The sequence below is a fragment of the Pelagibius sp. genome (genome assembly GCF_965249265.1).
Taxonomy (GTDB): domain Bacteria; phylum Pseudomonadota; class Alphaproteobacteria; order Kiloniellales; family Kiloniellaceae; genus Pelagibius.
Genome location: NZ_OZ252224.1, coordinates 3052226 through 3077956 on the forward strand (window position 1 = coordinate 3052226; position 25731 = coordinate 3077956).

Sequence of the window (25731 nt, forward strand, 5' to 3'; positions counted from 1 at the left end):
TTCAGCTCCTGTGCTGTGCGGGAATTTCCAAGGCCCGGCCCATGCGCGCCTCGACGGTCATGTATTTCCAAAGCCGGTCGTTACCCTCGCCCACCTGAATGGTGCGCAGCAGGTTGCAGGCGGCCTGGACCGTGGCGCGATCCGGGAAATCGGCCATGATGTACCAGGTGAAGGGGAAGCCCTGCGTCGCCCCCACCATGGTCTGGTCGTCATCGAAGGTTCCGACGATCTCGACCCCTTCAAGATCGGCAATGCCGCGCATCAGCGCCTGGGTTGCCGTCCAGACCGGTCCGATCTGGTCGAAGGGCAGCGAAAAGAACGTCGGGTGATTGTTGAAGCACAAAAGCGTGCGGATCGGTTGAGTCTCAGACATCGGGGCCTCCTTACGGGTAGCCGGGCATGGTGGGTTCGTCGAACATCGCAGCGCCCGCTGCGGTGATCGTGCCCTCGGACAGAAAGGCGTGCTGCGCGACCGAGGCCGCGTCGATCATGTTGCGGATCAGCGGATGGCCCTTTTCGATCGCGGTGGACCCGCCAAGCGCAAAGGCCATGCGTGCGGCTTCGGCGCCGTCCTTGGCCGCTTTGGATGCAACCATACGCAAGCGAATGTGAAGGTCGCGGCTGACGGCCTCGTCATGCTCAAGCGCGTCCCAGGCCTCTTCCAGCGTGTCGTAGAACAGTGCCTGCGCGCCCAGATAGACGCCGCGCGCCTTGGCATATTCGGTCTGCAGATAGGGGCGTGCGCCCGGCTTGGGCGCCCCGGTGACCGAGGCACGGCTGCCGCCCTCGTGGATATAGTCCAGCGCCGCGCGGGCCGCGCCCAGGGCAACCACGGCCAGAACCTGGCTGGCCAGCGCCATCGACGGATAGCGGAACTGCCGGTCGTCCATCGTCGGCTTCGACCCGCGGATGAAGGTCCATTCGGGGGGCACCACGACACCATCGACCTTGATGTCATGGCTGCCGGTGGCGGCCAGGCCCACGGTGTTCCAGGTATCGACCACCTCGACCTTGTCGCGCGGCATGATCGCGATCAGCGGCAACTTGGTGTCGTTGCCTTCGACCTTAATCCCGGCGCCGGCAAGGTCGGCCCCCATGATCCCCGATCCCCAGGGCCACTGGCCACGGACCTCGTAGCCGCCCGGAACGGTCTTGGCGGGCTGCGGCGGGAACATGGCACCGGCAAAGACGGCGTCGGGATTTTCGCTGAAGATCTTGGTGTAGGTCTCTTGCGGCAGGGTCGCCAGATAGGTGGCCGAGACGCCGAAACTGGCGACCCAGCCGGCCGAGGCATCCGCCGCCGAGATATCCTCGATCAGGCGGCAGAACTGCGCCGGGGACTTTGCATCGCCGCCGAAGCGTTCGGGCACGAAGGCCCGGTAGACGCCCAGGCTTTTGAACTGGTCCACGACGTCTTGCGGAATATGGCGCAGCGCCTGGAATTCGGTGGCACGCGCGCGGATGTCGGACAGGATCCGATCCTTTGCATCCGGGGTTTGCGCCACTTTGGCTGGGGCGTTCATAGGACTTCCTCCTTTCGGAATAGCGGACAGGTGTCGACCATCCATTCGGCGACCGCACAAAGCTGCGCGTCTTCGCCCTTGCGGCCGATAATCTGAAGACCAAGCGGCAGATCACCCAGCACGGGCAGGGCAATCGCCGGATGACCGGTGAGGTTGAAGGGACGCAGGAACCGCGTCAGCGGAAGAACCCGGCTGGGATCTTCGGCCTCGGCCAGCGTCGGGGGAATCGTCGGAAGGGCTGGCGTGATCAGCACATCGACATCCGCCAGCGCGGCGTCGACTTCGGCGGTGAAACGGGTGCGTACCTCTTCGGCCTGCGCGACCTGTTCGGGCGTGATGGCTCCCGCGGCGGCGATGCGCGCGCGCACATCCTTGCCCAGCCGGGGATCGTCCAGAAGGGTCCGGCAGGCGGCATGGGTTTCAGCGCCAATGATCACCATGGCGGCGTCGAAGGCCTCGGCCATTCCGGGCAACGCGACATAGCCGGCTTCGGGCAGGCCCTCCATCAGGCCATAGACCAGCGGCTCGCCCACGCCGGGTTCCAGGTTCTCGGCCTTGACGCGCGCGATGCGCGGCGCGTACTCAAGCTTCATCGGCGTGAAGCCGGGGTCGATCATCGCCATGGCCTGCGTCATCGTCGCGGCCGACCGGGCAAAGACACCGACGCAATCCAGCGAACTTTGCGCCGGATGGCATCCCTTGCGGCTGATCCGGCCAAAGGTCGGCTTGATCCCGTAAACGCCGCAGCAGATCGCGGGCTGGCGGACCGATCCGCCGGTGTCGGTGCCAAGCGCCGCATCGCATAGCACCGACGCAACCGCCGAGGCCGAACCTGAGGAGGACCCGCCGGGGATCCGGTCGGGCCAGCGGGGATTGACCGGCGTGCCATAGACGGCGTTGACCCCGGTCATGCCGAAGGCCAATTCGTGCATCTTCGCCTTGCCGATGATGTGCCCGCCTGCGGCGAGAAGATCCTCGATCACCTGCGCATGGGATTTGGCCCGCGGACGATCCGCCAGGGCCGCCGACCCCGAGGCCGTCACCTCGCCCTCAATGTCGATGCAGTCCTTTACCGCAAAGCTCAGCCCGCCTTGAGATCCAAGGTCAAGGGGTTGAACGAGCGCAGCAGAGTGGTCCGTCGTGACGGTCATTAAATCATCCCCGTTGAAGAACCCCGTCTTGTTATGCGGGAATTACAGTAAAATTACCGTTCCTTTAATCGACGTCAAGAATATTCATGTGAATTTTGAATTTTCCTGTCCCTTTGACCACTTATCGGCTATTTTACATGAATATTACCATAAAGGAGACGCCGATGTCAGAGAATCAGATCGAACAGCTGCAACAGCGCATCGCCATACTGGAGGCCGAAGCCGAGGTGCGCCGCGTGCAGGCGCGCTACATGTTCCTGTGCGACACGCCGAACCCGGAGTTCGGATCCAACGACGACGCCGACCGGATCGACCGGATCATGGAGCTCTTCGCCCCTGAGGCGGTCTGGGAAGGCGTGGGCGAATATTACGACAACCAGTTCGGCCGAGCCGAAGGTTGGGATGCCGTGAAAAAGCACTTTCAGGGTTTCTGGGGCGGCAAGACCGATCCCGCCCTGATCCTGAACTGTCACTACCTGACGTCCGAACAGATCCGCGTGTCCGACGATGCGGTGACAGCCGAAGGCAACTGGGTGCATATGCAGCCCTGGCTCTTTTCCGACGGCAAGGCGCTGCTGCGGTCGTCGCGTCTGTGGAACAGCTATCGCAAATGCGAGGACGGCAAATGGCGCTACACGCGCAACCGGACGGAAAACGTCTTTGTCGCGCCGCTGCCCGCGACCTGGGCCTCCGACTACCCCTCGGCCTCGGTTCTGATGCGGCCCTAAGCGGAAGCCCGACCCGTTGACCCGACGACAGCTGTCCGGCCCCGTGCCGGGCGGCTTTTTCGTCGCTTGCATCCCGACCCCAAAAAACCCGGCCAAGCGTGAACCTGGCCGGGTCAGACGTCCAACGTCGGGAAAACGTCAGGAGTAGGCCACGCAGACCGATTTGGTTTCGAGGAAATTATCGAGAGCCCCGGACCCATGTTCACGTCCGATGCCCGATTGCTTGAACCCGCCGAACGGCATGTTTTGGTCGGGGATATTGTGGCTGTTCACCCAGACGGTGCCCGCATCGATCCTGGGAACAAGCCGCATCACGCGGTTGATGTCACGGCTCCAGATCGACGCGCCAAGGCCGTAGCGGACATCGTTCGCCATCGCCATGACCTGGTCTTCCGTATCGAAGGGCGTGATCGTGGCGACCGGGCCAAAGACCTCGTCCTGCATCAGGGCTGACTGTGCCCCTGCCCCTTCGAACAGCTGCGGCGCCACGAAATAGCCTGCGTCCGGCGCGGCCCCGTCCAGCAGCGGCGTCGCGCCCTCGGAGATCCCCCTCTCGATCGCGCCCAGCACATGGGCCTGATGTTTCGCGCTGACCAGCGGGTTGATCTGGTTGGCGGGGTCCATGCCGCTGCCCAGGGGCAGCGAGGACACGATGCCTTTCAGCGTCGCGACGGCCTCGTCATAGATGCTGCGCTGGATGAACAACCGCGCGCCCGCGCAGCAGGTCTGCCCTGTGTTGAGGAAGATGCCGATGCCCGCTGCCGGCCCCAGAAGCGACAAGTCCATGTCGTCGAACATGACCATCGGGGCCTTGCCGCCCAGTTCCAGCGTGACGGGTTTGACATCGCTCATCGCCTGGATGCCGATCTTCTTGCCGGTCTCGGTCGACCCGGTGAAGGTGATCTTGTTCACGCCCGGATGACGGACCAGCGCCGCCCCGACCGCGCCGCTACCCGTGACGACGTTGACCACGCCATCGGGGAAGCCCGCCTCGCGCACCAGTTCGGCAAGACGCAGCGAGGTGAGCGGCGTTTCCTCGGCCGGTTTCAGAACCACGGTACAGCCCGCCGCCAGCGCCGGGGCGATTTTCCACACCGCCATGTTCAGCGGAAAGTTCCACGGCGTGATCGCGGCGACGACACCGACCGGCTCCTTGCGGGTGAAGGCGGTGTATTTCGTGCCCGGCGGGATCGCGATGGACACGTCCAGCGTCTCGCCCCGGATCTTGGTCGCCCAGCCCGCCATGTAGCGGAGGTATTCGGCAGACGAGGCGACCTCGATCAGCCGGCTCATCATGATGGACTTGCCGTTTTCCAGCGTTTCCAGCTGCGCCAGTTCCTCGCCATTCTCTTCGATCAGGTCGGCGAGCTTCAGCATCAGCGCGGTACGCGCGGCACCGGGCATCTGTCCCCAGGTCCCTTCCATCGCCGCGCGGGCGGCGGCGACAGCGCGGTCGACATCGGCCTCACTGGCCTCGGGGACCGTTGCCAGGCGGGTGCCGTCAGCGGGGTTGAAAACCTCGAAACTGCCGTCCTCACCGTCGAGGCTCGCCCCGCCGATCACCATCTTCGGGGCCTTAAGAAAATCGGTCACCGCGGCGGCGATGCCGTCGGGGGCCTGATCGGGTGCGCCAATACGCATGGGGGTCTCCTTCGTGGTTCAGCGGCCCGGTTGGTCCGCAGGTGTAGGATCGGCGGTGTCCCAGTCACGGATCGTGCTGCGGACCGCCTGGATGATGATGAAGAGGATGGCGATGGCGATGATCGCCGCGATCGGCCGGTTCACCATGTCGAAAGGGCTGTCGATCCGGGCCGCCGCCGCGCGCAGCTTCACCTCCATGATATTGCCCAGCACCATGCCAAGGATAATCGGCACCACCGGCAGGTTTAGCCGTTTTAGGATGACGCCGAACACCCCGAAACCCGCCGCGATCAGGCAGTCCACCGGCGAATTGCGCAGCGAATAGATGCCTACGAAGCTCATGATCAGGATCGTCATGCCCAGAAAGCGGGTGGGCACGCGGATCAGGTGGATCAGCAGGTTGGACGAGACCAGCATCCACAGGATGACGATCACGTTCAGCACAATCAGCGCGAGGTAGAGCGCATAGACGAAATCCAGCTGGTTCTGGAACAGCCCTGGCCCGGGCACGACGTTGTGCACGTAAAAAACCGACAGCATCATGGCGGTCAGTGCCTCTCCGGGGATGCCAAGCGCTAGAAGCGGGATCATCGCGGCGGCGGGCACCGCATTGTTGGCGCTTTCCGAGGCGACGAGACCTTCGGGGCTGCCCTCGCCAAACTCTTCGGGCATTTTCGAGGTGCGGCGCGCGGTCGTATAGCTGAGGAACTGCGCGGTGAATTCCCCGACACCGGGGATCATCCCCATCAGCACGCCATAGCTGGACCCGGTCAGCGCCACGCGCTTGAAGCCCAGAACCTCGCGGATGGCCTTGAACATCGACCCGCGCACCGGTGCGGTATCGGGGGCGCTTTCAGGTTCGACCATCAGCACGAAAGCCTGGCTGATCGCAAAAAGCCCCAGCACGACGACGATCAGATCCAGCCCCGAGGTCAGCCAGCCCATCTCGAAGGTGAAGCGCATGGTGTAATTGACGGGCTCCATCCCCACGGATTGCAGCAGGATGCCCAGACCCGCCATCATGCCCGCGGCGGCCATCTGGCCCTTGTGCGCCACGATGACCAGAACGATCCCCAGAAGCGCGGCCAGAAAGATCTCTCGCGATCCGAACATCGGCGCGATCTTGGCCAGAACCGGCGACAGCAGGATCAGCACCAGGATGGAAAAGATCGCCGAAAAGAAGCTGGCCCCATAGGCCAGGCCCAGGGCGCGCAGCCCCTGCCCCTTCTGCGTCATCGGATAGCCGTCATAGGTCGTCAGCGCGTTGACCGCCGTGCCCGGCGTGTTGATCAGGATCGCCGGCAGCGACCCGCCGTACATGCTCGATCCGTAGACGCCCAAAAGCAGGGTCAAACCGACCAGTGGATCCATGGAAAAGGTCGCGGGCAGTAGGATCGCGATGGCGACGGCGGGGCCGACACCGGGGATGGCCCCGATCATCACGCCCCCGATCGATCCGATCAGAAGGGCGACGATGACCTGCCATTCCAGCAGGTGATCTACGGCAAGAAGGAATGTATCGACCATGATCACAGTTCAGAGGTTGATGATGGCAAAGGAACGGATCGGCGCGGGAAGATAGTCGTAGAGCGCCCCCGCAGGGATGCGCACGCCCAGACCCGTGCGGAAGACAAGCACGACAACCACCGCAAACAACGCTGCCGCCACAAGCGACCTTGGGCTGCGATAGCCCAGCCGCATCCCCAGCCCTAGCGCCAGGATCAGCGTGGCGGGCAGGTAGCCCACGACCGGCACGATCAGTACATAGGCCACGAACCACGCCACGAATTCCAGCGCGCGGGCCCAGACAAGCACCTCGCGCAGCCGGCCCGGCAGGCGCGGCGCGTTCCAGGTCGACAGAAGATGCGCCGCCCCGAAGGTGACCATCATGCCAACGCCGATGGCGGGCCAGAAGCCAGGCTGGCTGACCAGCGCTTTTCCCGGCAGGAACTTGGCCTGCTGCGGCAGCACGACTGCGGCCGCCACGGCGATCAGAAAGAACCCGATCGCAAAGACCATATCCCCCGGCCGCCGTTCCCGACGGAACAGGGCAAGAAAGTTGAAGACGCGGTTCATGCGTTCACCTGTTTGCAAGACGGGGGTCACGGTTCCGCGACCCCACCCGGATCACTCGCCCAGGAAGGTCGAGATGCGGGCCATCGTATCCGCATCCTTGGCCATCTGAGCATCGGATTGCGTGGCATCCAGCCAGTAGACCTCGGCGCCGGTGTCCTTGGACAGCTGCATCGCCGCGTCCGAAGCCATGACCTCCTGCGCGACCTTTGCAATAGCGTCGCGCGCCTCCTGCGGGGTGTCCTTGTGCACGAACAGCCCGTTCCAGGTCGAGAAATCCAACTCGGGCACGATTTCACCGGCGGTCGGCACATCGGGCAGCACCGGGATGCGGTTGTTGGTGTCGGCCATCAGGATCGTCAGATCGTCCAGGCACGGGCGGATCAGCTGCAGCGTCGTGTTGATGACATCCGCATCGCCCGAGGCCAGCGTGTTGCAGTCCAGCGCGTCAAAGGCTGCGTCCGAGGAGAATTCGAACTCCAGCGCCTTGGCCATGGCCAGCGAATGCCGCGCCGGGCTTGTGACCTCGCCGAAATGGCCAAGCGTCACCGGGTTTTCCCGGGCATAGGCGGCCAGCTCTTCCATGGTCTTGTAGGGCGCGTCGCCCGCAGCGGCCAGGATGAAGGGATAGGTCACGAAGATGCCGATCGGATCGAACGGGTTCCCTTCCAGCGGCGGGATGCCGATATAGGGACCGACCATCGGCACGTCGATCACGAAGGACCCGATGGTATAGCCATCGGCGGGGGCCATCGCGACCTCGACCGCACCGGGGAAGGGCCCGCCGCCGCCGCCGGGCTTGTTCACGACAGCCGCGGGCACGCCATAGGTTTCCTGAAAGCGGTCGGCGATCATCCGGGTCAGGATGTCTTCCAGATCGCCGGGAGGCCACGGCACGACGAATTCGACGGGTTTCTCGGGATACTCCGCCCGTGCGGCCAGCGGCAGGGCCGCCAGCAGGGCAATGACACTGGTCGTCAGTAGGTTCTTCATGGTTTTGCTCCCTGTTCGTGTTCTGAGCTTATGTGATTTGCGTGATTATTCACGTCATTCTTCAGATTTTTAACGCCGTTCCGAATCTCTGCCCGTTTATTGGCGTTTTGGTTGCACCCGGTTCGGCGCAGTCTCGTCACGTGCTTGGTGGCAGGACGAAATCATAGGCGGCCCGCCAGCGCGGCCCGTCCTGGGTTGTATCGAGCGCTTCGAAATCGACGATCAGTGGGGCCTTCACCCCAAAGACAGCGTCGCTTTCCAGATAGCTGTCGCCCGCGACGAAGGTATGTGTGATCAGACGATGATAGCCTGGCGCGCTGACCAGGAAATGCATATGCGCGGGCCGGAAGGGATGGCGGCCCAGATGGCACAGCATCTGCCCGACCGGGCCATCGTCGGGGATCGGATAGCTGACCGGCTTGATCCCGGTGAACCAGTAGCGACCATCCGCACCCGTCCGGAAGATGCCGCGATTGTTGTGCTGCGGCTGGATGTCAGGCTGCTGCACGTCATAAAAGCCGTCTGCATTGTCGCTCCAGACATCGACAATGGCATCCTTGATCGGATGTCCGTCCATATCGACCACCTGGCCCTCGAAGAGGCAGGCCTCGCCGACACCATCGAGCGAAATGTTGCTCCCCATCTCGCGTTCTGGCACGCCATCGACATGGAACGGTCCGAACACCGTCGAGGGGGTAGACCCCGCAGGTTTGCGGTTGTTCACCGCGTCCACCAGCATCGACACACCCAGCACGTCCGACAGCAGGATAAACTCCTGCCGCGTGTCCGAACAGATCTGGCCGGTGTGGGTCAGGAAATCGATGGCGATCCCCCATTCCGCCTCGGTCAGGGTCACATCCTTGACGAAGGCATGCAGATGCCGGACGAGCGAGGACATTACCTGCGCCAGCCGGGGATCGGCATCGGGCGCGACGCGCGCGTTCACTGTCTCGACCGAATCCGCTTCCGAGAAATACCGGGTCATGTCTTGTCCTTTCTGATGGGGGCTTCGCCGACCCAGGCGCGGGCCAAGGTGGCGCGGATCGCGTCTCGCTCCAGCGGCCGGGGATTGGGATAGCGGGCCTGCAGGGCCAGATCGGTTGCGTGGTCGATACTCTCTGCGGGCAGGCCCAGCGCGTTCAGGCTGATCGGCGCACCCAGTTCGCGGGCCAGATCATGAAGACCAAGCGCCGGATCCTGCCCCAGGATCGGGGTCAGCGCCGCGACCACGTCGGGAACGGCGGGGGCGTTGTAGGCCAGCGCATGGGGCAGGACGACCGTGTGGGTTTCCGCATGCGGCAGCCCGAAGGTGCCGCCAAGCGTGTGGCACAGCTTGTGATGCAGGGCCATTCCGACATTGCCCAAGCAGGTCCCGCACAGCCACGCCCCGTAAAGCGCCGACTGCCGGGCCGGGGCATTGCCCGGGTCCGCCACGATTTCGGGCAGCGCGCCCACAAGCGCCCGGATGCCTTCCAGCGCCAGCGCATCCATGACCGGGTTGCCGTTCGGGGCATAAAGCGCCTCGATCGCATGGGCGATGGCGTTGATCCCCGAAGTGACGCTCATCCCGACCGGCAGGCTGCGGGTCAGATCGACATCGTAAATCACCACTTCGGGCTGAATTTCCGGTCCGGACCGCGTGGTCTTCAGCCCGTTTTCTGTCTCGCCCAGGATCGGGGTCATCTCAGACCCGGCATAGGTCGTGGGCAGAACCACCTGCGTCAGATCCGTCCGTGCGGCCAGCGCCTTGCCCAGCCCGATGGTCGATCCGCCACCGACCGAAACCAGTCCGTCCGCGCCCAAGGTCTTCAGCGCCGAAAGCGCCGTCTCGGTCACATCCGTAGGTGTATGCATGGCCGCCCCGTCGAACAGCCCGGCCGCCAGATCGCCCAGCCCGGCGGCGACCTCTTTGCCCAGCTCGCGCTGATGCGGTGTCGTCAGCACCAGGGCACGAGTGATCCCGGCCCCGCGCACCTCGTCGCCAAGTGAGGCCCGAGTGCCGGCGCCGAACAGCACCCGCGTCGGCAGCGGCTTGAACAGGAATGTCTCGCGCGGCAGGGTTCCGATCACCTTATTGCTCCGCCTCAAACCGCGCGCAGGCTTTGGTCAGCGCGTTCACGATGATGTCGATCTCGGCCTCCTGGATCACCAGCGGCGGCGATAGAATGATGACCGACCCGGCGGGACGCACGATGGCCCCTTCTTCGCGGGCATAGGCCGCGAGGCGTTCCACGATGCCATTGCCGGGATCCATCTGCTCTCGGGTTTCCTTGTCCGACACGAAGTCGAGGCCGACCATCAGGCCCTTGCCGCGCACCTCGCCGACGATGGAACAACTTTCGGCCAGCGGCTTCAGCCCGTCCAGCAGGCGCTGACCCATGCGGGCCGCGTTGTCGGGCAGGTCCTCGCTTTCGACAATGTCGAGGCAGACCAGCGCAGCCGCACACCCAACCGGATGCCCGGTCGAGGTATAGCCATGCATGATGATGCCTTCGGGGCTGAACCCCTGATACCAGGCATCCGCCACACGCTTGTTCAGCGCGGTCGCGCCAAGCGGGATGTAGCCCGAGGAAATGCCCTTGGCGAAGCACATGATGTCGGGCTTCACGCCCCAGCCCCGCGCACCGAACATCGAGCCCGAGCGGCCAAAGCCGGTCACGACTTCGTCCGAGATCAGCAGCACCTCGTACTTGTCGAGCACCGCGCGCAGTTTCGGCCAGAAGCTGGCCGGCGGCACGATGACCCCGCCCGCACCCTGCACCGGCTCGGCGATGAAGGCCGCGACGGTCTGCGGGCCCTGCGCCAGAATCGTGCGTTCTATCTGGGTGATGACCGCATCGGCCAACTCCTCAGGATCTTCGGAATAGGGGTTACGATAGGTCCAGGGGCTGTCGATCTGGAAGCAGCCGCCCAGCAGCGGTTCGTAGACATTGCGGTAGTAGGGCGCGCCGTTCACCGACAGTCCGCCGAAATGCACGCCGTGATAGCCCTGCTTCAGCGACAGAAACTTGGTCCGCGTCGGCTGGCCCACCAGGTGCCAGTACTGGCGTGACAATTTCAACGCGGTCTCCACAGCGTCCGACCCGTTGGCCGAGAACATCACCTTGCTGATCTCTTCCTCGGCCGCCATCTCGCAAATCTTGGCCGACAGTTCGATCGAAGGTGCGGTGGCAGTCCCGGCGAAGGACGAATAATAGCTGATGCGGTCCATCTGCTCGATGATCGCCTTCTTCACCTCGGGACGGTTGTGCCCGACATTGACGTTCCACAGACCGCCCAAGCCGTCGACCAGCCGGTTGCCGTCGATATCCATCACATAACAGCCATCCGATCCGGTTATGATCTGCGGCGGATGGTCCGAACTGATGACCGGGTGGATCATCGGGTGAAACTGATGGAGCGCGTTATGAGCGCGCAGAAAGTTGTCGCGGTCGAGCATTCGGATCTCCCTGTGTTGGCGCGAGGGGTGCCGTCGCCCCCTTTCTGAGCCTTTTGATGAGAGTGCGGCCCATTGCCCTGTGATTTCCATTGCGCAATGCGTCATAAATCCGATAAATGACGACGTAATGGTAAAGTTACCGCAAAAATACACCGCAAGGGGCGCCCCGCGAGAGGCGGCACTCACCTCGGTCCGGGCCTCTTTCCTCATGGCCCTGATCGAGCGATTCGAGGCCCAGGGCCGGTCTGCGCAGCCGCTTCTGAACCGGATCGGCATCAGTGCCGCGCAGCTGACCGACCCCTATGGCGCGATCCCCCTGCCCCTGTTCGTCGCCTTCCTCGAAGCGGCCTCGGACATGGCGCGCGATCCCTTCCTAGGCGCGCGGTTCGGGTCCGGGCTGACGGCGCCGGATATGGGGCCCGTGGGGATCGTCCTGTCCCTGTCGGCCAACATCGACCGCGGCATGACCCGGATCGCCCGCTATGCCGACGCGCTTCAGGGCGGCACGCAAAGCCAGTGGGTCGAGGATCAGGACCAGTTCGTCTTTTCCTACCGGATTTCCGACGGGTCCATCTGGCCGCGCAGACAGGATGCGGAATTTTCGCTGGCCTCGGTCACAAGCGTGATCCGCGACAATTTCTGGGCCCGCTTTGCGCCGCTTGAAGTCCATCTGGAGCATCCCGCCCCCTCAGATCCGCAACCGATGAAACGGCTGTTTCGCGCGCCTGTACTCTATTCCCAGCCGATCAATCGCATGATCATTGCTCGAGCCGATGCCACCCGTGTCATGCGGCAAGAAGATCAGGGCCTGCTCGCGACGCTCGAACGCCATGTTCGCGACCTGATCGGAGAGGTGACGCCGATTCAGGACACAAGCTCTGCCGCCCGCGCGGTAATCGAAACCAATCTCGGGATCTCGGCCATAACGCTCAATCGCGTCGCCGCCGCGCTTCATCTCGGCGCCCGCACACTGCAACGCCGTCTTGTCGCCGAAGGCACTAGCCTGCGTAAGCTTCTTCAAGAGGTGCGCTATGATCGCGCCGCTCGCCTTCTGGCGCAGCCCGGTGCCCGCGTTGGTCAGGTTGCGCAGGCGCTCGGCTATGCGGATCCCACAGCATTCTGGCGGGCCTGGCGTGACTGGACAGGGGAATCGCCCTCGGTCCGGCGCGTCGCCAGATCATAAACATTCAAATTCACGTTCCATCCCCGCCGACTTGGCGTTACCCTTCCCTGAAATAAATCAGACCGGCCTTATGAAATTGATCATAGACGACCCCAAACACCTCAAGGCCGACTGGCCTTTCTACTGGATCAGCCAGATCAACGCCGCTTATGCCGATGCGCTCGACCGGCGCATCCGCCTGATCGGGCTGGACATCCCGCGCTGGCGCGCGCTCGTAAGCCTTTACGAAGATCAGCACCTCTCCGTGTCTGAAATCGCCGACTATTCCGCACAGAAACTGAACACGACGACCAAGGTCATTCAGCGGATGATCAAGGATGAACTGGTCGCCACTCGCGTCCGGCCCACCGATGGCCGCGTCACCGAAGTCTGCCTGACCGACAAGGGCGACCGCCTGCGCAAGGTGGCGCTGGTCGAGGCCCGCGCGATCTACGACCAGGCCTTTGCCGGGATCGACCCGGCCCGCGTACGGGAAATGAACAAGCTGATGTCCGAACTGCTTGAGACGTTGAAGAAACTCTAAGCGCGGCCCGCCTTCAGCTCAGGACACGCGCCAACCCGGCCTGTGTCCGCCGCAGCGGTTCCAGAAACCTGTCTTCCATTGTCTCCAGCGGCTCCTGCCCCGCAGACACGCCGGTATTCAGCGCCGCAACTACCTGCCCGCGGCTGTTCTCCAGCGGCACCGCAAGCGATCGCAACCCGATCTCCACCTCCTGGTCGATGACAGCATGGCCCCGGGCGCGCACCTTCGCAATCTCGGACATGATCTCTGCGGGGTTCGTCAGGCTGCGGGCAGTGCGCGGCGTCAGGTCGGACCGCTCCACAAGTGCCCGTGCCTCTGCCTCGGGCAGCGCGGCCAGCAACACGCGCCCCATCGACGTGCAATGCGCCGGAAGGCGCGATCCGGGCATCAGGCCGATGGACATGACCCGCCTTTGCGCCGCGCGGGCGATATAGACGATCTCCGTCTCGTCAAGGATAGCGACAGAGCAGCTCTGCCCGATCTGGTCCGACAGCTGGTCCAGCCACGGCTGCACGATCTGCGGCAAGGGCAGCGCGGCCAGCGCCGCAAGACCCAACCGCAGCACGCGCGGCGTCAGGCTGAAATACTTGCCGTCGTAAGACGCATAGGCAAGGTGATACAGCGTCAGAAGGCTGCGTCGTGCCGAGGCCCGATCATAGCCCGTCCGGTCCGCGACGTCGGCGACTGCCAGCCGCGATGATTCGGCGCCGAAGCATTCCAGCACCCGCAACCCCTTGGCAAAAGCACCGACGATATCTTTTTCGTTCGCCATGCGAACCAAAATCGGCGCTATGCGAACAAATGTCAAGATGCGCACAAAATGCCTTGATCGAGTGCGGCCCGATGCCCGAAGCACGGTCAAAAGGAGAATGACATGCCCAACGTTAAGATCCAAGTGGAAGAGGCGACCTTGGCCGAGCAAAGACACAAGGTGTTGGAGGTGCTTGACCCCCTGCGCCAGTTGATCTGCGAGAAGATGGGCGTGCCCGCTTCGGCCTGTCAGATCGTGGTGATCCCGGTGATGGGTCTGCCCGATCAGCCGGTCGCGAATATGGATATGTTCTATATCTCGCGCGAAGGACGGACGCGCGACATGGTGGAAGGTGCCTGCGTGGCTTTTCGGGCGCTCCTTGAATCAGCTCTCGACAACAAGGTGGCGGTCCGGGCCATCGGGTTCGACCAACAGACATACCTTTCACTCAAGGACTGACCATGGACAAGACCATCGCAACCCTGTCTAAAGCCGTCAGCGCCATTCCCGATGGGGCCACCGTCATGATCGGCGGGTTCGGTGGATCGGGCGCCCCGATCGAGATGATCCACGCGCTGATCGACCATGGCGCCAAGAACCTGACCGTCATCAACAATAATGCGGGCAACGGCCATGTGGGTCTAGCCGCACTGATCGAGCAGGGGCAGGTGGCCAGGTTGATCTGCTCTTTCCCGCGCTCGGCGGACCCGAAGGTGTTCACAGACCTCTACTTGGCGGGCGGGATCGAACTGGAGATCGTGCCGCAGGGAACGCTGGCCGAACGCATGCGTGCGGGCGGGGCAGGCATTCCTGCCTTCTACACGCCGACAACCTACGGAACTGACCTAGCCAAGGGCAAACCCGTCGAAGAATTCGATGGCAAGATGTATGTGCAGGAGCGTTGGTTGAAGGCCGATTTCGCGCTGATCAAAGCCGAGCTGGGTGACCGGCTGGGAAATCTGAGCTACCGGATGGCGGCGCGCAACTTCAACCCGCTGATGGCCATGGCGGCGAGCACGACAATCGCGCAGGTGTCCAGGGTCGTTGCCCCGGGCGAGATCGACCCGGAGGGGGTCGTGACACCCGGCATCTTTGTCGACGGGCTGGTCGAGGTTAAGACGCCCGCCCAAGAGGAAACTCTCAACCGGCAGGAGGCCGTTTACCCATGAGCCTGAACCTGACTAACATCAAGTTGAGCAATGCTCAGATCGCCTGGCGCGCGGCTCAGGACATCGAGGATGGTGCCTATGTGAATCTTGGCATCGGCTTTCCGGAGATGATCGCCAAGTTCCAGCCCGAGGGCCGCGATGTAACCTATCACACGGAAAACGGTGTGCTGGGCTTCGGCCGGGCACCGGAGCCGGGCGAAGAAGATTGGGACCTTATCAATGCGGGCAAGAAGGCGATCACGCTGAAGCCCGGCGCGTCCTTCTTTCACCATGCGGACAGCTTTGCCATGGTGCGCGGCGGACATCTGGACCTGGCCGTCCTGGGGGCCTACGAGGTTGCACAAAATGGCGATCTTGCAAACTGGTCGACGGGCAAGGGTAGCGTTCCGGCCGTGGGCGGGGCGATGGACCTTGTTCATGGGGCCAAGCGCGTCGCCGTTGTCACCGACCACGTCACCAAGACAGGCGTACCAAAGCTGCTGGAACGCTGCACCCTGCCGTTAACCGGCGTTGGCTGCGTGACGCGGGTCTACACGTCGCTTGCGGTCGTGGATGTCAAAGACGGGCGCTTTGTCTTGCGGGAAAAACTGGCGGCAATCTCAATGAGTGACTTGCAAGCGGTTACGGGCGCGGAGTTGGCAACCGAGGGTGCCGTTGCCGACCTGATTGTGCCGGAGGTGTGAAAATGACCGACGTATATATCTGCGACTACATCCGTACGCCGATTGGGCGTTATGGCGGTGCGCTATCAGCGGTTCGGGTTGATGACCTTGGCGCGGTGCCCTTGAGGGCGCTGTTGGAACGCAATCCGGGGCTGGACCCCGCAGCGATTGACGAGGTTATCTTTGGCTGTGCCAACCAGGCGGGCGAAGACAACCGCAACGTCGCACGTATGTCCCTGCTGCTGGCGGGCTATCCCGACAGCGTTCCTGGAACGACGATCAACCGGCTGTGCGGGTCGGGGATGGATGCCATCCTGACCGCAGCGAGGGCGATCAAGGCGGGTGAGATTGGCCTTGCCATCGCGGGCGGTGTCGAAAGCATGTCACGCGCGCCTTTCGTCATGCCCAAGGCGGCAACGGCCTTTTCCCGCGCAAACGAGGTCCATGACACGACTATCGGCTGGCGCTTCGTCAATCCGCTGATGGAGGCACAATATGGCGTCGACTCCATGCCGGAAACGGCCGAGAACGTGGCCAACGACTTTGCTATCAGCCGCGCCGATCAGGACGCCTTTGCCCTGCGCTCGCAGGACAAGGCAGCAGCGGCCCAGGCTTCGGGGCGGTTCGCCCGCGAAACCACCCCGGTGACGATCAGGACCCGCAAGGGCGACACCGTGGTCGAGACCGACGAACACCCCCGCGCCACCTCCGCCGGCAAGCTCGCGGCGCTCAAACCCATCGTGCGCGCCGACGGCACGATCACGGCGGGCAATGCCTCGGGCGTGAACGACGGCGCGGCGGCACTGATCCTCGCCTCCGAAGCGGCGGTGAAACAACACGGCCTGACCCCCCTCGCCCGCGTGCTGGGCGGCGCGACCGCCGGGGTCCCGCCGCGCATCATGGGTTTCGGCCCCGCGCCCGCCTCGCGAAAGCTGATGGAACGGCTCGGGCTGACCCCGGACGACTTTGCCGTGATCGAGTTGAACGAGGCCTTCGCCTCTCAGGGCCTGGCCACCCTGCGCGATCTCGGCATCCCCGACGACGACCCCCGCGTGAACCCTAACGGCGGCGCGATCGCCCTGGGTCATCCGCTGGGCATGTCCGGCGCACGGATCACCGGCTCGGCGATGCTCGACCTGAAACCGGGCGAGAAAAGCCTGTCCACCATGTGTATCGGGGTCGGTCAGGGGATCGCCGTCGCGCTGGAAAAACTCTGACGGGCCACCGCGCCTAGTGCCGGTCCGGCAGGGTCTGCGACGGATATTCGCCAAAGACCTGCCGATAGGCCTGAGAAAACCGCCCGACGTTGCCAAAGGCATAGCGCAGCGCAACCTCGGTCACGCTGGTGTCTCCGCGCTCCAGATCCCGCCGCGCCTCGGCCAGCCGCTGATCCAACAGCCAGCGCCCCGGCGATGTGCCGCAGGCCTCGGCGAAATGCGCCCGCAGGGTCCGCTGCGACACCCCCGCCGCCTGCGCCACGGCCTCGGTCGCGATGGGTTCCTTGAGATGGGCGCGCATATGGCGCTGCGCGATGCGCACCGATCGGGGCACCACCCGCTGCGGCTCGGCCCCCGGCTCCAGCGTGGCTTGCAGGAACAGGTGCAGGAACGATGCCTCAAGCGCTCCGGCCAACTGCGCCGCCATGCCCCCGGTCTGCATCTGCTCCAGCTCGCCGCACAGGAAATCCGTGAACCGCATCAACACCGCGCCCGCGCCGTCAATCGCCTGCGCGCCATGCGAAAACGCCAGCCGCCCCGGACTGCCGATGCCCAGCCCCCCGTCCCCGCGCGCCGCCAGGGCACGCTTCAGCGTCTCGGTAGGGATCGCCACGGTCAGGTTGCTCTGCCCGGCATCCAGATGCAGGTCGAACTGCTCGCGCGGGTCGATGATCACGAAATCGCCAAGCGACACCTCGCTGCGCCGGCCGCCCTGGAAGATCTCGGCCTGACCCGCCAGCGGTACCATCATCAGGAAATAGGGCCGCCCGGTCCAATCCACCTGCGCATCCACATCCGCGCCATAGGTCAGGGTGTTGAACGACACATCCCCAAGCCGCGCATGGCGATGCGCAAACCGCAGATCCGCACTCCGCGTGGACTTGGAAATCTGGTGCTGACCGAAATGCTGCGTGACATGACCATGCGCCGCGGCCAGATCGCGGGCACGCACCTGCGGAAACCCGGCAAGCAGTGTGCTGCCGGCGGGACGTCCCGGCGCTCCATGCAACATGTCTGACTGTCCTGGCAGCATCCTTGCAGCTCCAATTCTCGCGGAAACGATAGGCGCATCGCCCTGAAACTCGGCAGGTCACCCGTTCGCGCAGGCGTCAATTTGTGTGAATATTACCTTTTCTGCCGGATATGTCCATCCATTGCCGAATCCGGCTTTCGGGCACCGGGACCGCTGCCAAGATCGTCATCGAACACAACAGGACAAATCCGGCAAAGGCCCCACCAGACGGACCGCCGGTAGGATGAACGATGACACAAGCTACGGCTCAGGCTCCGTCCGTGGACGGGGCAACCTTCGACTACGTCATATGCGGCGCGGGCAGCGCGGGCTGCGTGCTCGCCGCGCGGCTGAGCGAGGATCCGAATGTCTCGGTCCTCCTGCTCGAAGCCGGTCACGGCGACACCTCGGGCATGGTCGAAACCCCGCTCCGCACGATCGAGATCTGGCATTCCGACTACGATTGGCAATATGAAACCACGCCCCAGACCCACGCCGCCGGGCGCCGGATCTACTGGCCGCGCGGCAAGGTTCTGGGCGGCTCCTCGGCCATGAACGGCATGATCTATGTGCGCGGCGTGCGGCAGGATTACGATGGCTGGGCGATGGCAGGATGCCACGGCTGGGACTGGGACAGCTTGCGCCCCTTCTTCCTCATGTCCGAGGATTTCGATGGCGGCGCGGATGAGCACCACGCCACCGGCGGGCCGCTGCATGTGACCACCGATCACGACCGCCACCCGCTTCATCCCGCGCTGATAAATGCGGCGGGTCAGGCCGGTATCCCCTTCAACCCCGACTACAACGGCGATGCCCCCGATGGCATCAGCTACATCCAGTTCAACACGCGGTGTGACGTAGCAGTTAATTGTAAGAATGCGGCGGTTTTCGCAAAGTGTAGCATTCTTACAATTAACTGCTACGTCACAACGTCTGCGCTTGTCACGGTCTTGGTGGATTGCCTCGGTCGAATGGCGGTTCTGACCAGCACATAGAGGACGGGCGTGAACAGCAACCCGAAGACGGTGACGCCGATCATGCCGGTGAACACGGCGCTGCCCATCGCCTGACGCATTTCCGCGCCGGCGCCGGTCGCCAGTACCAGCGGCAGGACGCCGGCGATGAAGGAGATCGAGGTCATTAGGATCGGCCGCAGCCGCAGCCGGCAGGCTTCGAGCGCCGCTTCGACCGGCGACTGTCCTTCATCCTCCCGAGCCCGCGCGAACTCGACGATCAGGATCGCGTTCTTGGCCGCGAGGCCGACCAGAACGACCAATCCGATCTGGGTAAAGATGTTGTTGTCGCCGCCCGTCAGCCATGCGGGCAGGATCGCGCCGAGCAGACTGAGCGGAACCGTGAGAATGACCGCCGCCGGCAGGCCCCAACTGTTGTAAAGCGCGGCCAGGATCAGGAACGCCAGCAGCACGGCCAAGGGAAAGACCATCCACCCGGTATCGCCCGCCAATTGCTGTTGATAGGCGAGTTCCGTCCACTCGAAGGTCATGCCGGGCGGCAGGACCTCGCCGGCCAGACGCTGCATCGCCGCCAGCGCCTCGCCGGAACTGTATCCCGGCGCGGCGGCGCCGGTGATGTCGGCGGCGAGGAACCCGTTATAGCGCATGATCCGGTCCGGCCCGACCGTATCGGAAACCGCGACCAGCGAGGCGAGCGGCGTCATCTCGCCGTCGGCGTTGCGGGTTCGAAGCCGGTCGATGGCGCTCGCGTCCATGCGGAACGGCGCGTCGGCCTGGGCGATGACGCGGTAGCTGCGCCCGAACAGGTTGAAGTCGTTCACATAGAGCGAGCCGAGATAGACTTGCAGGGTTTCGTTGAGATCGCTCAGCGCGACGCCGCGCGAACGAACCATGGCGTGATCGATCTCAACGCCGATCTGCGGCGCGCCGACCTGAAAGCTCGTCAAGAGCCCCGTCACCTCGGGCGCTTGCGCGGCGCGTGCGATCAGGGCGCCGGTCGCCTCGTGCAGAGCTTCCGGCCCGAGCCCGGCGCGGTCCTGCACCATCAGCTTGAACCCGCCCATCGAACCGAGGCCGGTCACCGGCGGCGGCGGAAACACCGCGGCGAAACCATCATCGAGCGCCGCATAGTGCTGATTGAGCCGCATGGCCACGGCGCCCGCCGCGAGATCCGGCGTGCGGCGATCCTCGAACGGCGCGAGCACGGCAAAGACGACGGCGGCGTTGCTGCTGTTGACGAGCCCGTTGATGGAGACGCCGGGAAACGCCACCACATTGGCGACGCCCGGATCGGCGAGCGCAATGTCGGTCATGCGCTGAACCATTCCTTCGGTGCGGTCGAGCGAGGCGGCGTCGGGAAGCTGGGCGATGCCGACCAGATAGGACTTGTCCTGGGCCGGGACGAAGCCGAGGGGCACGCGGCCGAGGCCGACCGCTGTCAGCGCCAGCAACCCGGCATAGAGGACGAGAACGACGCCGCGAAAGCGGATTGCTTCTGCGACGCCACGGACATAACCGACTGCGCTCCAGGAAAAGACGCCGGAAAGCGCGCCGGCGAGCCGTCCAAATCCGCGTCGCGGGCGTGTCTCCGCAGCGCCTTTATCAGGACGTAGCAACGCCGCCGCCAGCGCCGGGCTAAGGATCAGCGAGTTCACCATTGACAGAACGGTCGAGATCGCGATCACCAACGCGAATTGCCGGTAAAACTGTCCGGTCAACTCACCCAGAAAAACCGTCGGCGCCAAGACCGCCACGAGGACCGCCGTGCTCGCCACGATCGGACTGGTGACCTCCGTCATAGCGGTGCGCGCGGCGTCCTTCGGGCCGAGGCCGCGGGCGATGTGACGTTGGACGTTTTCGACCACGACGATGGCGTTATCGACCACGATGCCAATGGACAGGACCAGTCCGAACAGCGACAGCGTGTTCAGCGTGAAGCCGAGCAGATGCATCACCGCGAGCGCGCCGATGATCGACACGGGCACGTCGGCGAGCGGAATGATGGCCGCGCGCCAGTTCCTCAGAAACAGGACCACCACAAGCGCGACCAGCGCCATGGCCTGAAACAAGGTGACGACGACGCCGTTGATCGAGGCGCGCACGAACACGGTCGGATCGTAGGCGATCTCGTAGTCGACGCCTTCGGGAAAGCTTGCCGAGAGGTCGGCCATGGCGCGGCGCACGTCGGCGGAGACTTCGAGGGCGCTGCTGCCCGGCGTCTGGATGATCTGCATGGCGACGGCCGCCCGGTTGTCGAGCAGGCTGCCGCGCGCATAGCCGTCGGCGGCGAGTTCGATGCGGGCGATGTCGCGCAGCCGCGTCGTCTGCCCTGCGTCGCCGACCCGCACGATGATGTCGCCGAACGCCTCGGCGTCAGCCAGACGTCCCGGCGCATTGACCGTCATCTGAAAGGCGCTGTCGGATTGCGGTCGCTGGCCGAGCGCACCCGCCGCCACCTGGACATTCTGCACCCGGATCACCGCGACGATGTCTCCGGCGGTCAGTCCGCGCGCCGCCGCCCGATCCGGATCGAGCCAGATGCGCATGGCGTATTCCCCGGCGCCCCAGGCGTTGACTTGGCCGACGCCGTCGAGGCGAAGCAAGGCGTCGCGCACCTGCAACAGCGCAAAGTTCGAGACGAACAATGGATCGTAGGCGCCGCTTTCGGAAAGCATGTGCACGACCATGAGGACGTCGGGCGAGGTCTTTTCCGTCACGACGCCCAGCGCCTGCGTTTCCGGCGGCAACCGCGGCAGCGCGCGGGCGACCCGGTTCTGCACCTGCACTTCAGCCCGGTCCGGATCGATCCCTTGCGCGAATGTCAGCGTCAGCGTCATGCGACCGTCGGCGGTCGATTGCGAGGACATGTAGATAAGACCCTCGACGCCGGTGATTTCCTGTTCCAGCGGCGCGGCGACGGTTTCGGCGATGATCTCGGGGCTGGCGCCGGGATAGCTCGCGGTCACCACCACGGTCGGCGGCGCGACCTGCGGATACTCCGTCAGAGGCAGCCGCAGGAGGCTCAGCGCACCGGCGACGACGATCAGCACCGCGATCACGATGGCAAAGATCGGGCGGTCGATAAAGTACTGAGGAATACCCACCGGTCAGCCTCCCACATCGTCGTCGGGGGTGGCGCCGGTCACGCCTACGTCGACGCTCACCGGGGCCACCGCTTGGCCCGGCCGGATGCGGTGCAACGCGCCGACGACGACGCGGTCGTCCGCCGCCAGCCCTTCTCGGACAGTCCGAAGTCCCTTGATACGCGGGCCGAGGATGACGGGTCGGTATTCGACGATGTTGTCGCCGTTCAGCACCAGGACGAAGTGTCGGCCCTGATCGGCGCCGATGGCGCGCTCGGCCACCAGCAAGGTCTCGCGCGGCGCGCTCAGATCGAGCCGCACGCGGGCGAACAGGCCCGGTGTCAGGCGGCCGTCGGGATTGGGCAGCACGGCGCGCACTCGCACCGTGCCAGTGCCCGACTGGACCTGATTGTCGATGAAATCCAGGCGCCCGCGATGGGGGAAGCCATCTTCGCCCATGAGCTGCACCGAAACACTGACGCCGTCCGGCGCTGTTGCGGTCCCGCGCGCGGTGTTGAGCGCGCGCAGATAGACCCGTTCGTCCACATCGAACAACACATGCATCGGATCGACAGAGACGAGCGTCGTCAGGAGCGACGCGCCGCCGGTCTCTCTCGTGACGAGGTTGCCTTTCGTGATGAGGGCGCGGCCGACGCGCCCCGCGACCGGCGCGGTAACCTGCGTATAGGCGAGGTCAAGTTCGGCGGCGCGCACCGCGGCCTGCCTGTTCCGGGCTTCCGCCTCCAGCGTGCGGCGACGCGATGCGGCTTCGTCGTAGCTGCGGCGTGAAACGGCGTTGCGCGCCACCAGTGTCCGCGCCCGCTCATATTGAATTTCGGCCAGGGCGAGCTGTTCGCGCGTCTGCGCCAGATCGGCGCGGGCCTGCGCGGCGGCGATTTCATAGGGGCGCGGATCGATCTGAAACAACAGCGCGCCCGCCTCGACAATGGCGCCCTCGGTGAAATGGATGGAGTCGATATGGCCGCTGATCCGGGGACGGATCTCCACATGTTCCACGGCTTGCAGGTAGCCGATGAACTCGGCGGTCTCGGCCATACGGCGGACGACGACCGTCGCAATGGGCGCTTCCATCGCAGCGGGCGGCGCACCGTCTTGAGCAGTCGTTACGTTCGGAACGATCATCGACCAAAGCATCGCCGCGCCGGCGAGCAGCGCCAGATGACCGGTCACGACCCCTTGCCATTGCGCCCGCTCCATAAAAAACCTCGTCAATCTCGCCATCCTCTATGGCGGTTTACCCGCAGACTGCGGCTTCCCATCGTGACAAGGTCAAGGGGGTTGGAAGGCGCGTCTCCGTCAGAAAACGTCCATCTCCGGCGATCGCTGCTGTCACATTTTGACCGGCAGTTAGGGGCGGTCCGTGTTCCGTTGCCTGGCGGCGTCGCCAATGGCCTGCGCTTAACGGCGGCGCGTGCGGTTGATGCAGGCTTGGCGGTCCGGGCAAGATCGTCGAGGATCGGGCAGTCGGGCCGGTCGTCGCCGTGGCAGTGTTTCGCCAGATGCTTTAGCGTCTCGGCCATGGCTTCCAGTTCGACGATCTTCGCATAAAGCGCGTCGACATGCGCGAGCGCGAGCGCCTTTACATCGGCGCTGGCGCGGTCTTGATCCTGCCACAAAGCAAGAAGCTGAGCGATGGTCTTGACCGAGAAGCCGAGATCGCGCGATCGCCTGATGAACTGCAGCGTATGAACCTCGCTGTCGCGATAGACGCGGTAGCCGGCTTCCGTTCGTATGGCCTTTGATATGAGACCAATGCTCTCATAATATCGAATCATTTTCGCCGAGACGCCCGAAGATTTCGCGGCCTCTCCGATGTTCATTTTATGTCTCCAGTCTTTATTTACATCCTATGTTCCTCAACCTCATGCGAGCTCAGGCACCTCCGGGTGATTTCCTCACATGACCTAAACAGCGCGCGCCGTTTCCCTGTCCACCGGCCAGCGCGTGTGCAAATCATCGATCACGTAAGCGTGGCTGTGGCGAGACCCCTCGGCGATGTGCGGATGATCAGTTGGCAGATCATCATGGTGGTGAGCGATTTCGACTGCGTCATGACGCGGCCAGAGCAGCATACCGGCCACCAGTCCGACGGCGCTGAGTGCGGCAAGCGTCAGCATCGCCGTCACGCTGCCATGGGCCGCTTGAAGCCAGCCGGCCAGCGGATAGGTGATCAGGAAACAGGCATGGGACAGGGCGAACTGTGCGGCGAACAGCGCGGGGCGATCCTCTGCATGGCCCGAGCGGCGCAAGAGCCGTCCGGATGGCGTGATCGCCGCCGAATAGCCCACGCCGGCGAGGAACCAGGCTGCCAAGAGCCAGCCCCACCGCAACCCATAGAGCGCGCCTGCTGCGCCCATGGCGGCCATCGCCAGCGTCATGCCTGCCGTGCCGATCACCATGACGCGCCGGTCGCTCTGCTTCTCCAGAAGGCGCGGCAGACCGAGCGCTGCGACCATCGAGCCCGCGCCGAAGGCGGCAAGCGTTAGCGCCAGCGCCTCATCGGTCAGCCCAAGGTCCTGGCGCACCAGAACCACCGTGTTGACGATCACCATGGCGCCAGCCGCGGCGGCGGAGAAGGACAGCGCAAGCAGCGCCCTCAGCCGCGGCGTCGCCAAATAGATGCGGGTGCCGCGGGTGATGCGTGTCCAAAAATCGTGCTCCTTGTCGGGCTTTGGCCAGGGCAGCGCCACCGACAGCACCAGCAGCGCCGAGGCGACAAAACCGATCACGGTGCCGCCGAACAGCACGGGAAAGCTCACCACCGTCAAAAGCGCTGCCGCCAACATGGGAGACAGGAGGCTTTCCAGATCATAGGCGAGCCGCGACAGCGACAGCGCCTTGGTGTAGTCTTCCTCGTCCGGCAGCACGTCCGGAATGGTCGCCTGAAAGGCCGGGGTGAAGCCCGCCGATGCCGCCTGAAGCAGAAAGATCAGCCCGTAAATCTGCCAGATTTCGGTGACGAAGGGCAGCGCCGCAGCGACGCCCGCCCGGATCAGGTTGAGCGTCACGAGCAGGATGCGCCGGGGAACCCGGTCGGCGAAGGCCTGCGCCACCGGCGACAGCGTCACATAAGCGATCATTTTGATCGCCAGCGCCGTGCCCAGCACCTGACCGGCGTCGCCGCCGGCCAGTTCCCAGGCCAAAAGCCCCAGCGCCACGGTCGCGAGGCCGGTGCCGACAAGCGCGACAACCTGCGCGGCAAACAGATGGCGATAAGTGCGGTTTTTCAGAACACTGAGCATGGCGACTATAGCAATTTGGCCAGCGCCTTCATGTCGGCGAGATCGGCCTCGCCGTCGGCGTTGATGCAATGGTCGATGTGGTCGTGAATGAGCGTGCGCTTGGCGGCGGTCACCGCTTTCTCCACGGCCTGAAGCTGCACCGCAATGTCGGTGCAAGCTTCGTCTTCCTCAATCATGGCGATGACATGCCGCAGATGGCCGTCCGCGCGTTTTAATCGCTTGACGACACCGGGATGTGTTGCGTGCAGAGGTGATTTTGTCATAGATACTACATATCCCCCCTAGGGGGATATGGCAAGATGAATAGAAGACAGCGGAGTACCAATTGACTTTTTCGCCGGCCGCG

General features: G+C 64.3%; 24 protein-coding genes and 1 pseudogene. 8 read left to right on the top strand and 17 right to left on the bottom strand.

The features are described 5' to 3' along the window. Position 1: 1 nt before the first annotated feature. Genes ACP146_RS14515 through ACP146_RS14525 form a run of 3 tightly spaced genes read right to left on the bottom strand, consistent with a single transcriptional unit; the run spans position 2 to position 2674 of the window. Positions 2-373, bottom strand: coding sequence for a hypothetical protein (locus ACP146_RS14515; RefSeq protein ID WP_422367465.1), 372 nt, complete (start codon positions 371-373; stop codon positions 2-4). 10 nt (positions 374-383) lie between these two features. Then, complete coding sequence (locus tag ACP146_RS14520) at positions 384-1523, bottom strand: acyl-CoA dehydrogenase family protein (protein ID WP_422367466.1); 1140 nt, start codon at positions 1521-1523, stop codon at positions 384-386. Next, positions 1520-2674, bottom strand: coding sequence for an amidase (locus tag ACP146_RS14525; RefSeq protein ID WP_422367467.1), 1155 nt, complete (start codon positions 2672-2674; stop codon positions 1520-1522). Before ACP146_RS14525 ends, ACP146_RS14520 begins: the two co-directional genes overlap by 4 nt. A gap of 164 nt (positions 2675-2838) precedes the next feature. Here ACP146_RS14525 and ACP146_RS14530 point away from each other — a divergent pair, with 164 nt between their 5' ends. After that, on the top strand, positions 2839-3402 hold the full coding sequence (locus ACP146_RS14530; protein WP_422367468.1) for a nuclear transport factor 2 family protein: 564 nt from the start codon (positions 2839-2841) through the stop codon (positions 3400-3402). Between the two features lie 138 nt (positions 3403-3540). Here ACP146_RS14530 and ACP146_RS14535 read toward each other — a convergent pair whose 3' ends face one another. The 7 genes from ACP146_RS14535 to ACP146_RS14565 all read right to left on the bottom strand — a co-directional run bounded on the left by ACP146_RS14535 (position 3541) and on the right by ACP146_RS14565 (position 11548). Beyond that, entirely contained in the window at positions 3541-5043 is a 1503-nt protein-coding gene (locus ACP146_RS14535; RefSeq protein WP_422367469.1) for an aldehyde dehydrogenase family protein, read from the bottom strand. Positions 5044-5061: 18 nt separating this feature from the next. Beyond that, positions 5062-6570 carry a tripartite tricarboxylate transporter permease gene (locus ACP146_RS14540; RefSeq protein WP_422367470.1) on the bottom strand — a complete coding sequence of 503 codons (1509 nt, stop codon included), beginning with the start codon at positions 6568-6570 and terminating at the stop codon, positions 5062-5064. A gap of 9 nt (positions 6571-6579) precedes the next feature. Further along, on the bottom strand, positions 6580-7119 hold the full coding sequence (locus ACP146_RS14545; RefSeq protein ID WP_422367471.1) for a tripartite tricarboxylate transporter TctB family protein: 540 nt from the start codon (positions 7117-7119) through the stop codon (positions 6580-6582). Positions 7120-7170: 51 nt separating this feature from the next. After that, positions 7171-8109 (bottom strand): tripartite tricarboxylate transporter substrate binding protein, encoded by a 939-nt coding sequence (locus tag ACP146_RS14550; protein ID WP_422367472.1) that lies wholly within the window; start codon positions 8107-8109, stop codon positions 7171-7173. A gap of 136 nt (positions 8110-8245) precedes the next feature. Continuing rightward, positions 8246-9094 (bottom strand): intradiol ring-cleavage dioxygenase, encoded by an 849-nt coding sequence (locus tag ACP146_RS14555; protein ID WP_422367473.1) that lies wholly within the window; start codon positions 9092-9094, stop codon positions 8246-8248. After that, positions 9091-10179 carry a maleylacetate reductase gene (locus ACP146_RS14560; RefSeq protein ID WP_422367474.1) on the bottom strand — a complete coding sequence of 363 codons (1089 nt, stop codon included), beginning with the start codon at positions 10177-10179 and terminating at the stop codon, positions 9091-9093. The genes ACP146_RS14555 and ACP146_RS14560 overlap by 4 nt, the downstream gene beginning before the upstream one ends. A 1-nt stretch (position 10180) precedes the next feature. Continuing rightward, a complete protein-coding gene (locus ACP146_RS14565; protein ID WP_422367475.1) occupies positions 10181-11548 on the bottom strand; it encodes an aminotransferase class III-fold pyridoxal phosphate-dependent enzyme in 1368 nt (455 codons plus the stop codon). 208 nt (positions 11549-11756) lie between these two features. Between ACP146_RS14565 and ACP146_RS14570 the strand changes: the two genes are divergently transcribed. Further along, positions 11757-12731, top strand: coding sequence for an AraC family transcriptional regulator (locus ACP146_RS14570; protein WP_422367476.1), 975 nt, complete (start codon positions 11757-11759; stop codon positions 12729-12731). Positions 12732-12801: 70 nt separating this feature from the next. Then, positions 12802-13254 (top strand): MarR family winged helix-turn-helix transcriptional regulator, encoded by a 453-nt coding sequence (locus tag ACP146_RS14575; RefSeq protein WP_422367477.1) that lies wholly within the window; start codon positions 12802-12804, stop codon positions 13252-13254. A gap of 13 nt (positions 13255-13267) precedes the next feature. On the opposite strand, the gene ACP146_RS14580 is transcribed toward ACP146_RS14575, so the two are convergent. Continuing rightward, positions 13268-14026 (bottom strand): IclR family transcriptional regulator domain-containing protein, encoded by a 759-nt coding sequence (locus ACP146_RS14580; RefSeq protein ID WP_422367478.1) that lies wholly within the window; start codon positions 14024-14026, stop codon positions 13268-13270. Positions 14027-14128: 102 nt separating this feature from the next. On the opposite strand from ACP146_RS14580, the gene ACP146_RS14585 reads away from it, so the two are divergent. From ACP146_RS14585 to pcaF, 4 genes are read left to right on the top strand one after another with little or no spacing between them, the layout of a single operon-like run. Next, positions 14129-14464, top strand: coding sequence for a hypothetical protein (locus ACP146_RS14585; RefSeq protein ID WP_422367479.1), 336 nt, complete (start codon positions 14129-14131; stop codon positions 14462-14464). 2 nt (positions 14465-14466) lie between these two features. Next, positions 14467-15174, top strand: coding sequence for a 3-oxoacid CoA-transferase subunit A (locus tag ACP146_RS14590; RefSeq protein ID WP_422367480.1), 708 nt, complete (start codon positions 14467-14469; stop codon positions 15172-15174). Next, a complete protein-coding gene (locus ACP146_RS14595; protein ID WP_422367481.1) occupies positions 15171-15857 on the top strand; it encodes a 3-oxoacid CoA-transferase subunit B in 687 nt (228 codons plus the stop codon). The genes ACP146_RS14590 and ACP146_RS14595 overlap by 4 nt, the downstream gene beginning before the upstream one ends. Before the next feature lie 2 nt (positions 15858-15859). Beyond that, positions 15860-17053 (top strand): 3-oxoadipyl-CoA thiolase, encoded by a 1194-nt coding sequence (gene pcaF, locus ACP146_RS14600; RefSeq protein ID WP_422367482.1) that lies wholly within the window; start codon positions 15860-15862, stop codon positions 17051-17053. Positions 17054-17066: 13 nt separating this feature from the next. Here the strand turns inward: pcaF and ACP146_RS14605 are convergent, their stop codons facing one another. Continuing rightward, positions 17067-18065, bottom strand: coding sequence for a helix-turn-helix domain-containing protein (locus tag ACP146_RS14605; RefSeq protein ID WP_422367483.1), 999 nt, complete (start codon positions 18063-18065; stop codon positions 17067-17069). Positions 18066-18316: 251 nt separating this feature from the next. On the opposite strand from ACP146_RS14605, the gene ACP146_RS14610 reads away from it, so the two are divergent. Next, positions 18317-19060 (top strand): GMC family oxidoreductase, encoded by a 744-nt coding sequence (locus ACP146_RS14610; RefSeq protein ID WP_422367484.1) that lies wholly within the window; start codon positions 18317-18319, stop codon positions 19058-19060. Here the strand turns inward: ACP146_RS14610 and ACP146_RS14615 are convergent. The 5 genes and pseudogenes from ACP146_RS14615 to ACP146_RS14635 all read right to left on the bottom strand — a co-directional run bounded on the left by ACP146_RS14615 (position 18985) and on the right by ACP146_RS14635 (position 25648). After that, on the bottom strand, positions 18985-22143 hold the full coding sequence (locus ACP146_RS14615; RefSeq protein ID WP_422367485.1) for an efflux RND transporter permease subunit: 3159 nt from the start codon (positions 22141-22143) through the stop codon (positions 18985-18987). The two genes, ACP146_RS14610 and ACP146_RS14615, sit on opposite strands and share 76 nt — an antisense overlap. Positions 22144-22146: 3 nt before the next feature. Then, positions 22147-23340, bottom strand: a complete 1194-nt coding sequence (locus ACP146_RS14620) for an efflux RND transporter periplasmic adaptor subunit (protein WP_425032775.1) — start codon at positions 23338-23340, stop codon at positions 22147-22149. 218 nt (positions 23341-23558) lie between these two features. After that, positions 23559-23963: pseudogene (gene cueR, locus ACP146_RS14625) on the bottom strand (Cu(I)-responsive transcriptional regulator); the annotation flags it as partial. A gap of 84 nt (positions 23964-24047) precedes the next feature. Then, on the bottom strand, positions 24048-25385 hold the full coding sequence (locus ACP146_RS14630; protein ID WP_422367487.1) for an MFS transporter: 1338 nt from the start codon (positions 25383-25385) through the stop codon (positions 24048-24050). Between the two features lie 5 nt (positions 25386-25390). Continuing rightward, complete coding sequence (locus ACP146_RS14635) at positions 25391-25648, bottom strand: metal-sensing transcriptional repressor (protein WP_422367488.1); 258 nt, start codon at positions 25646-25648, stop codon at positions 25391-25393. Positions 25649-25731: the final 83 nt, after the last annotated feature.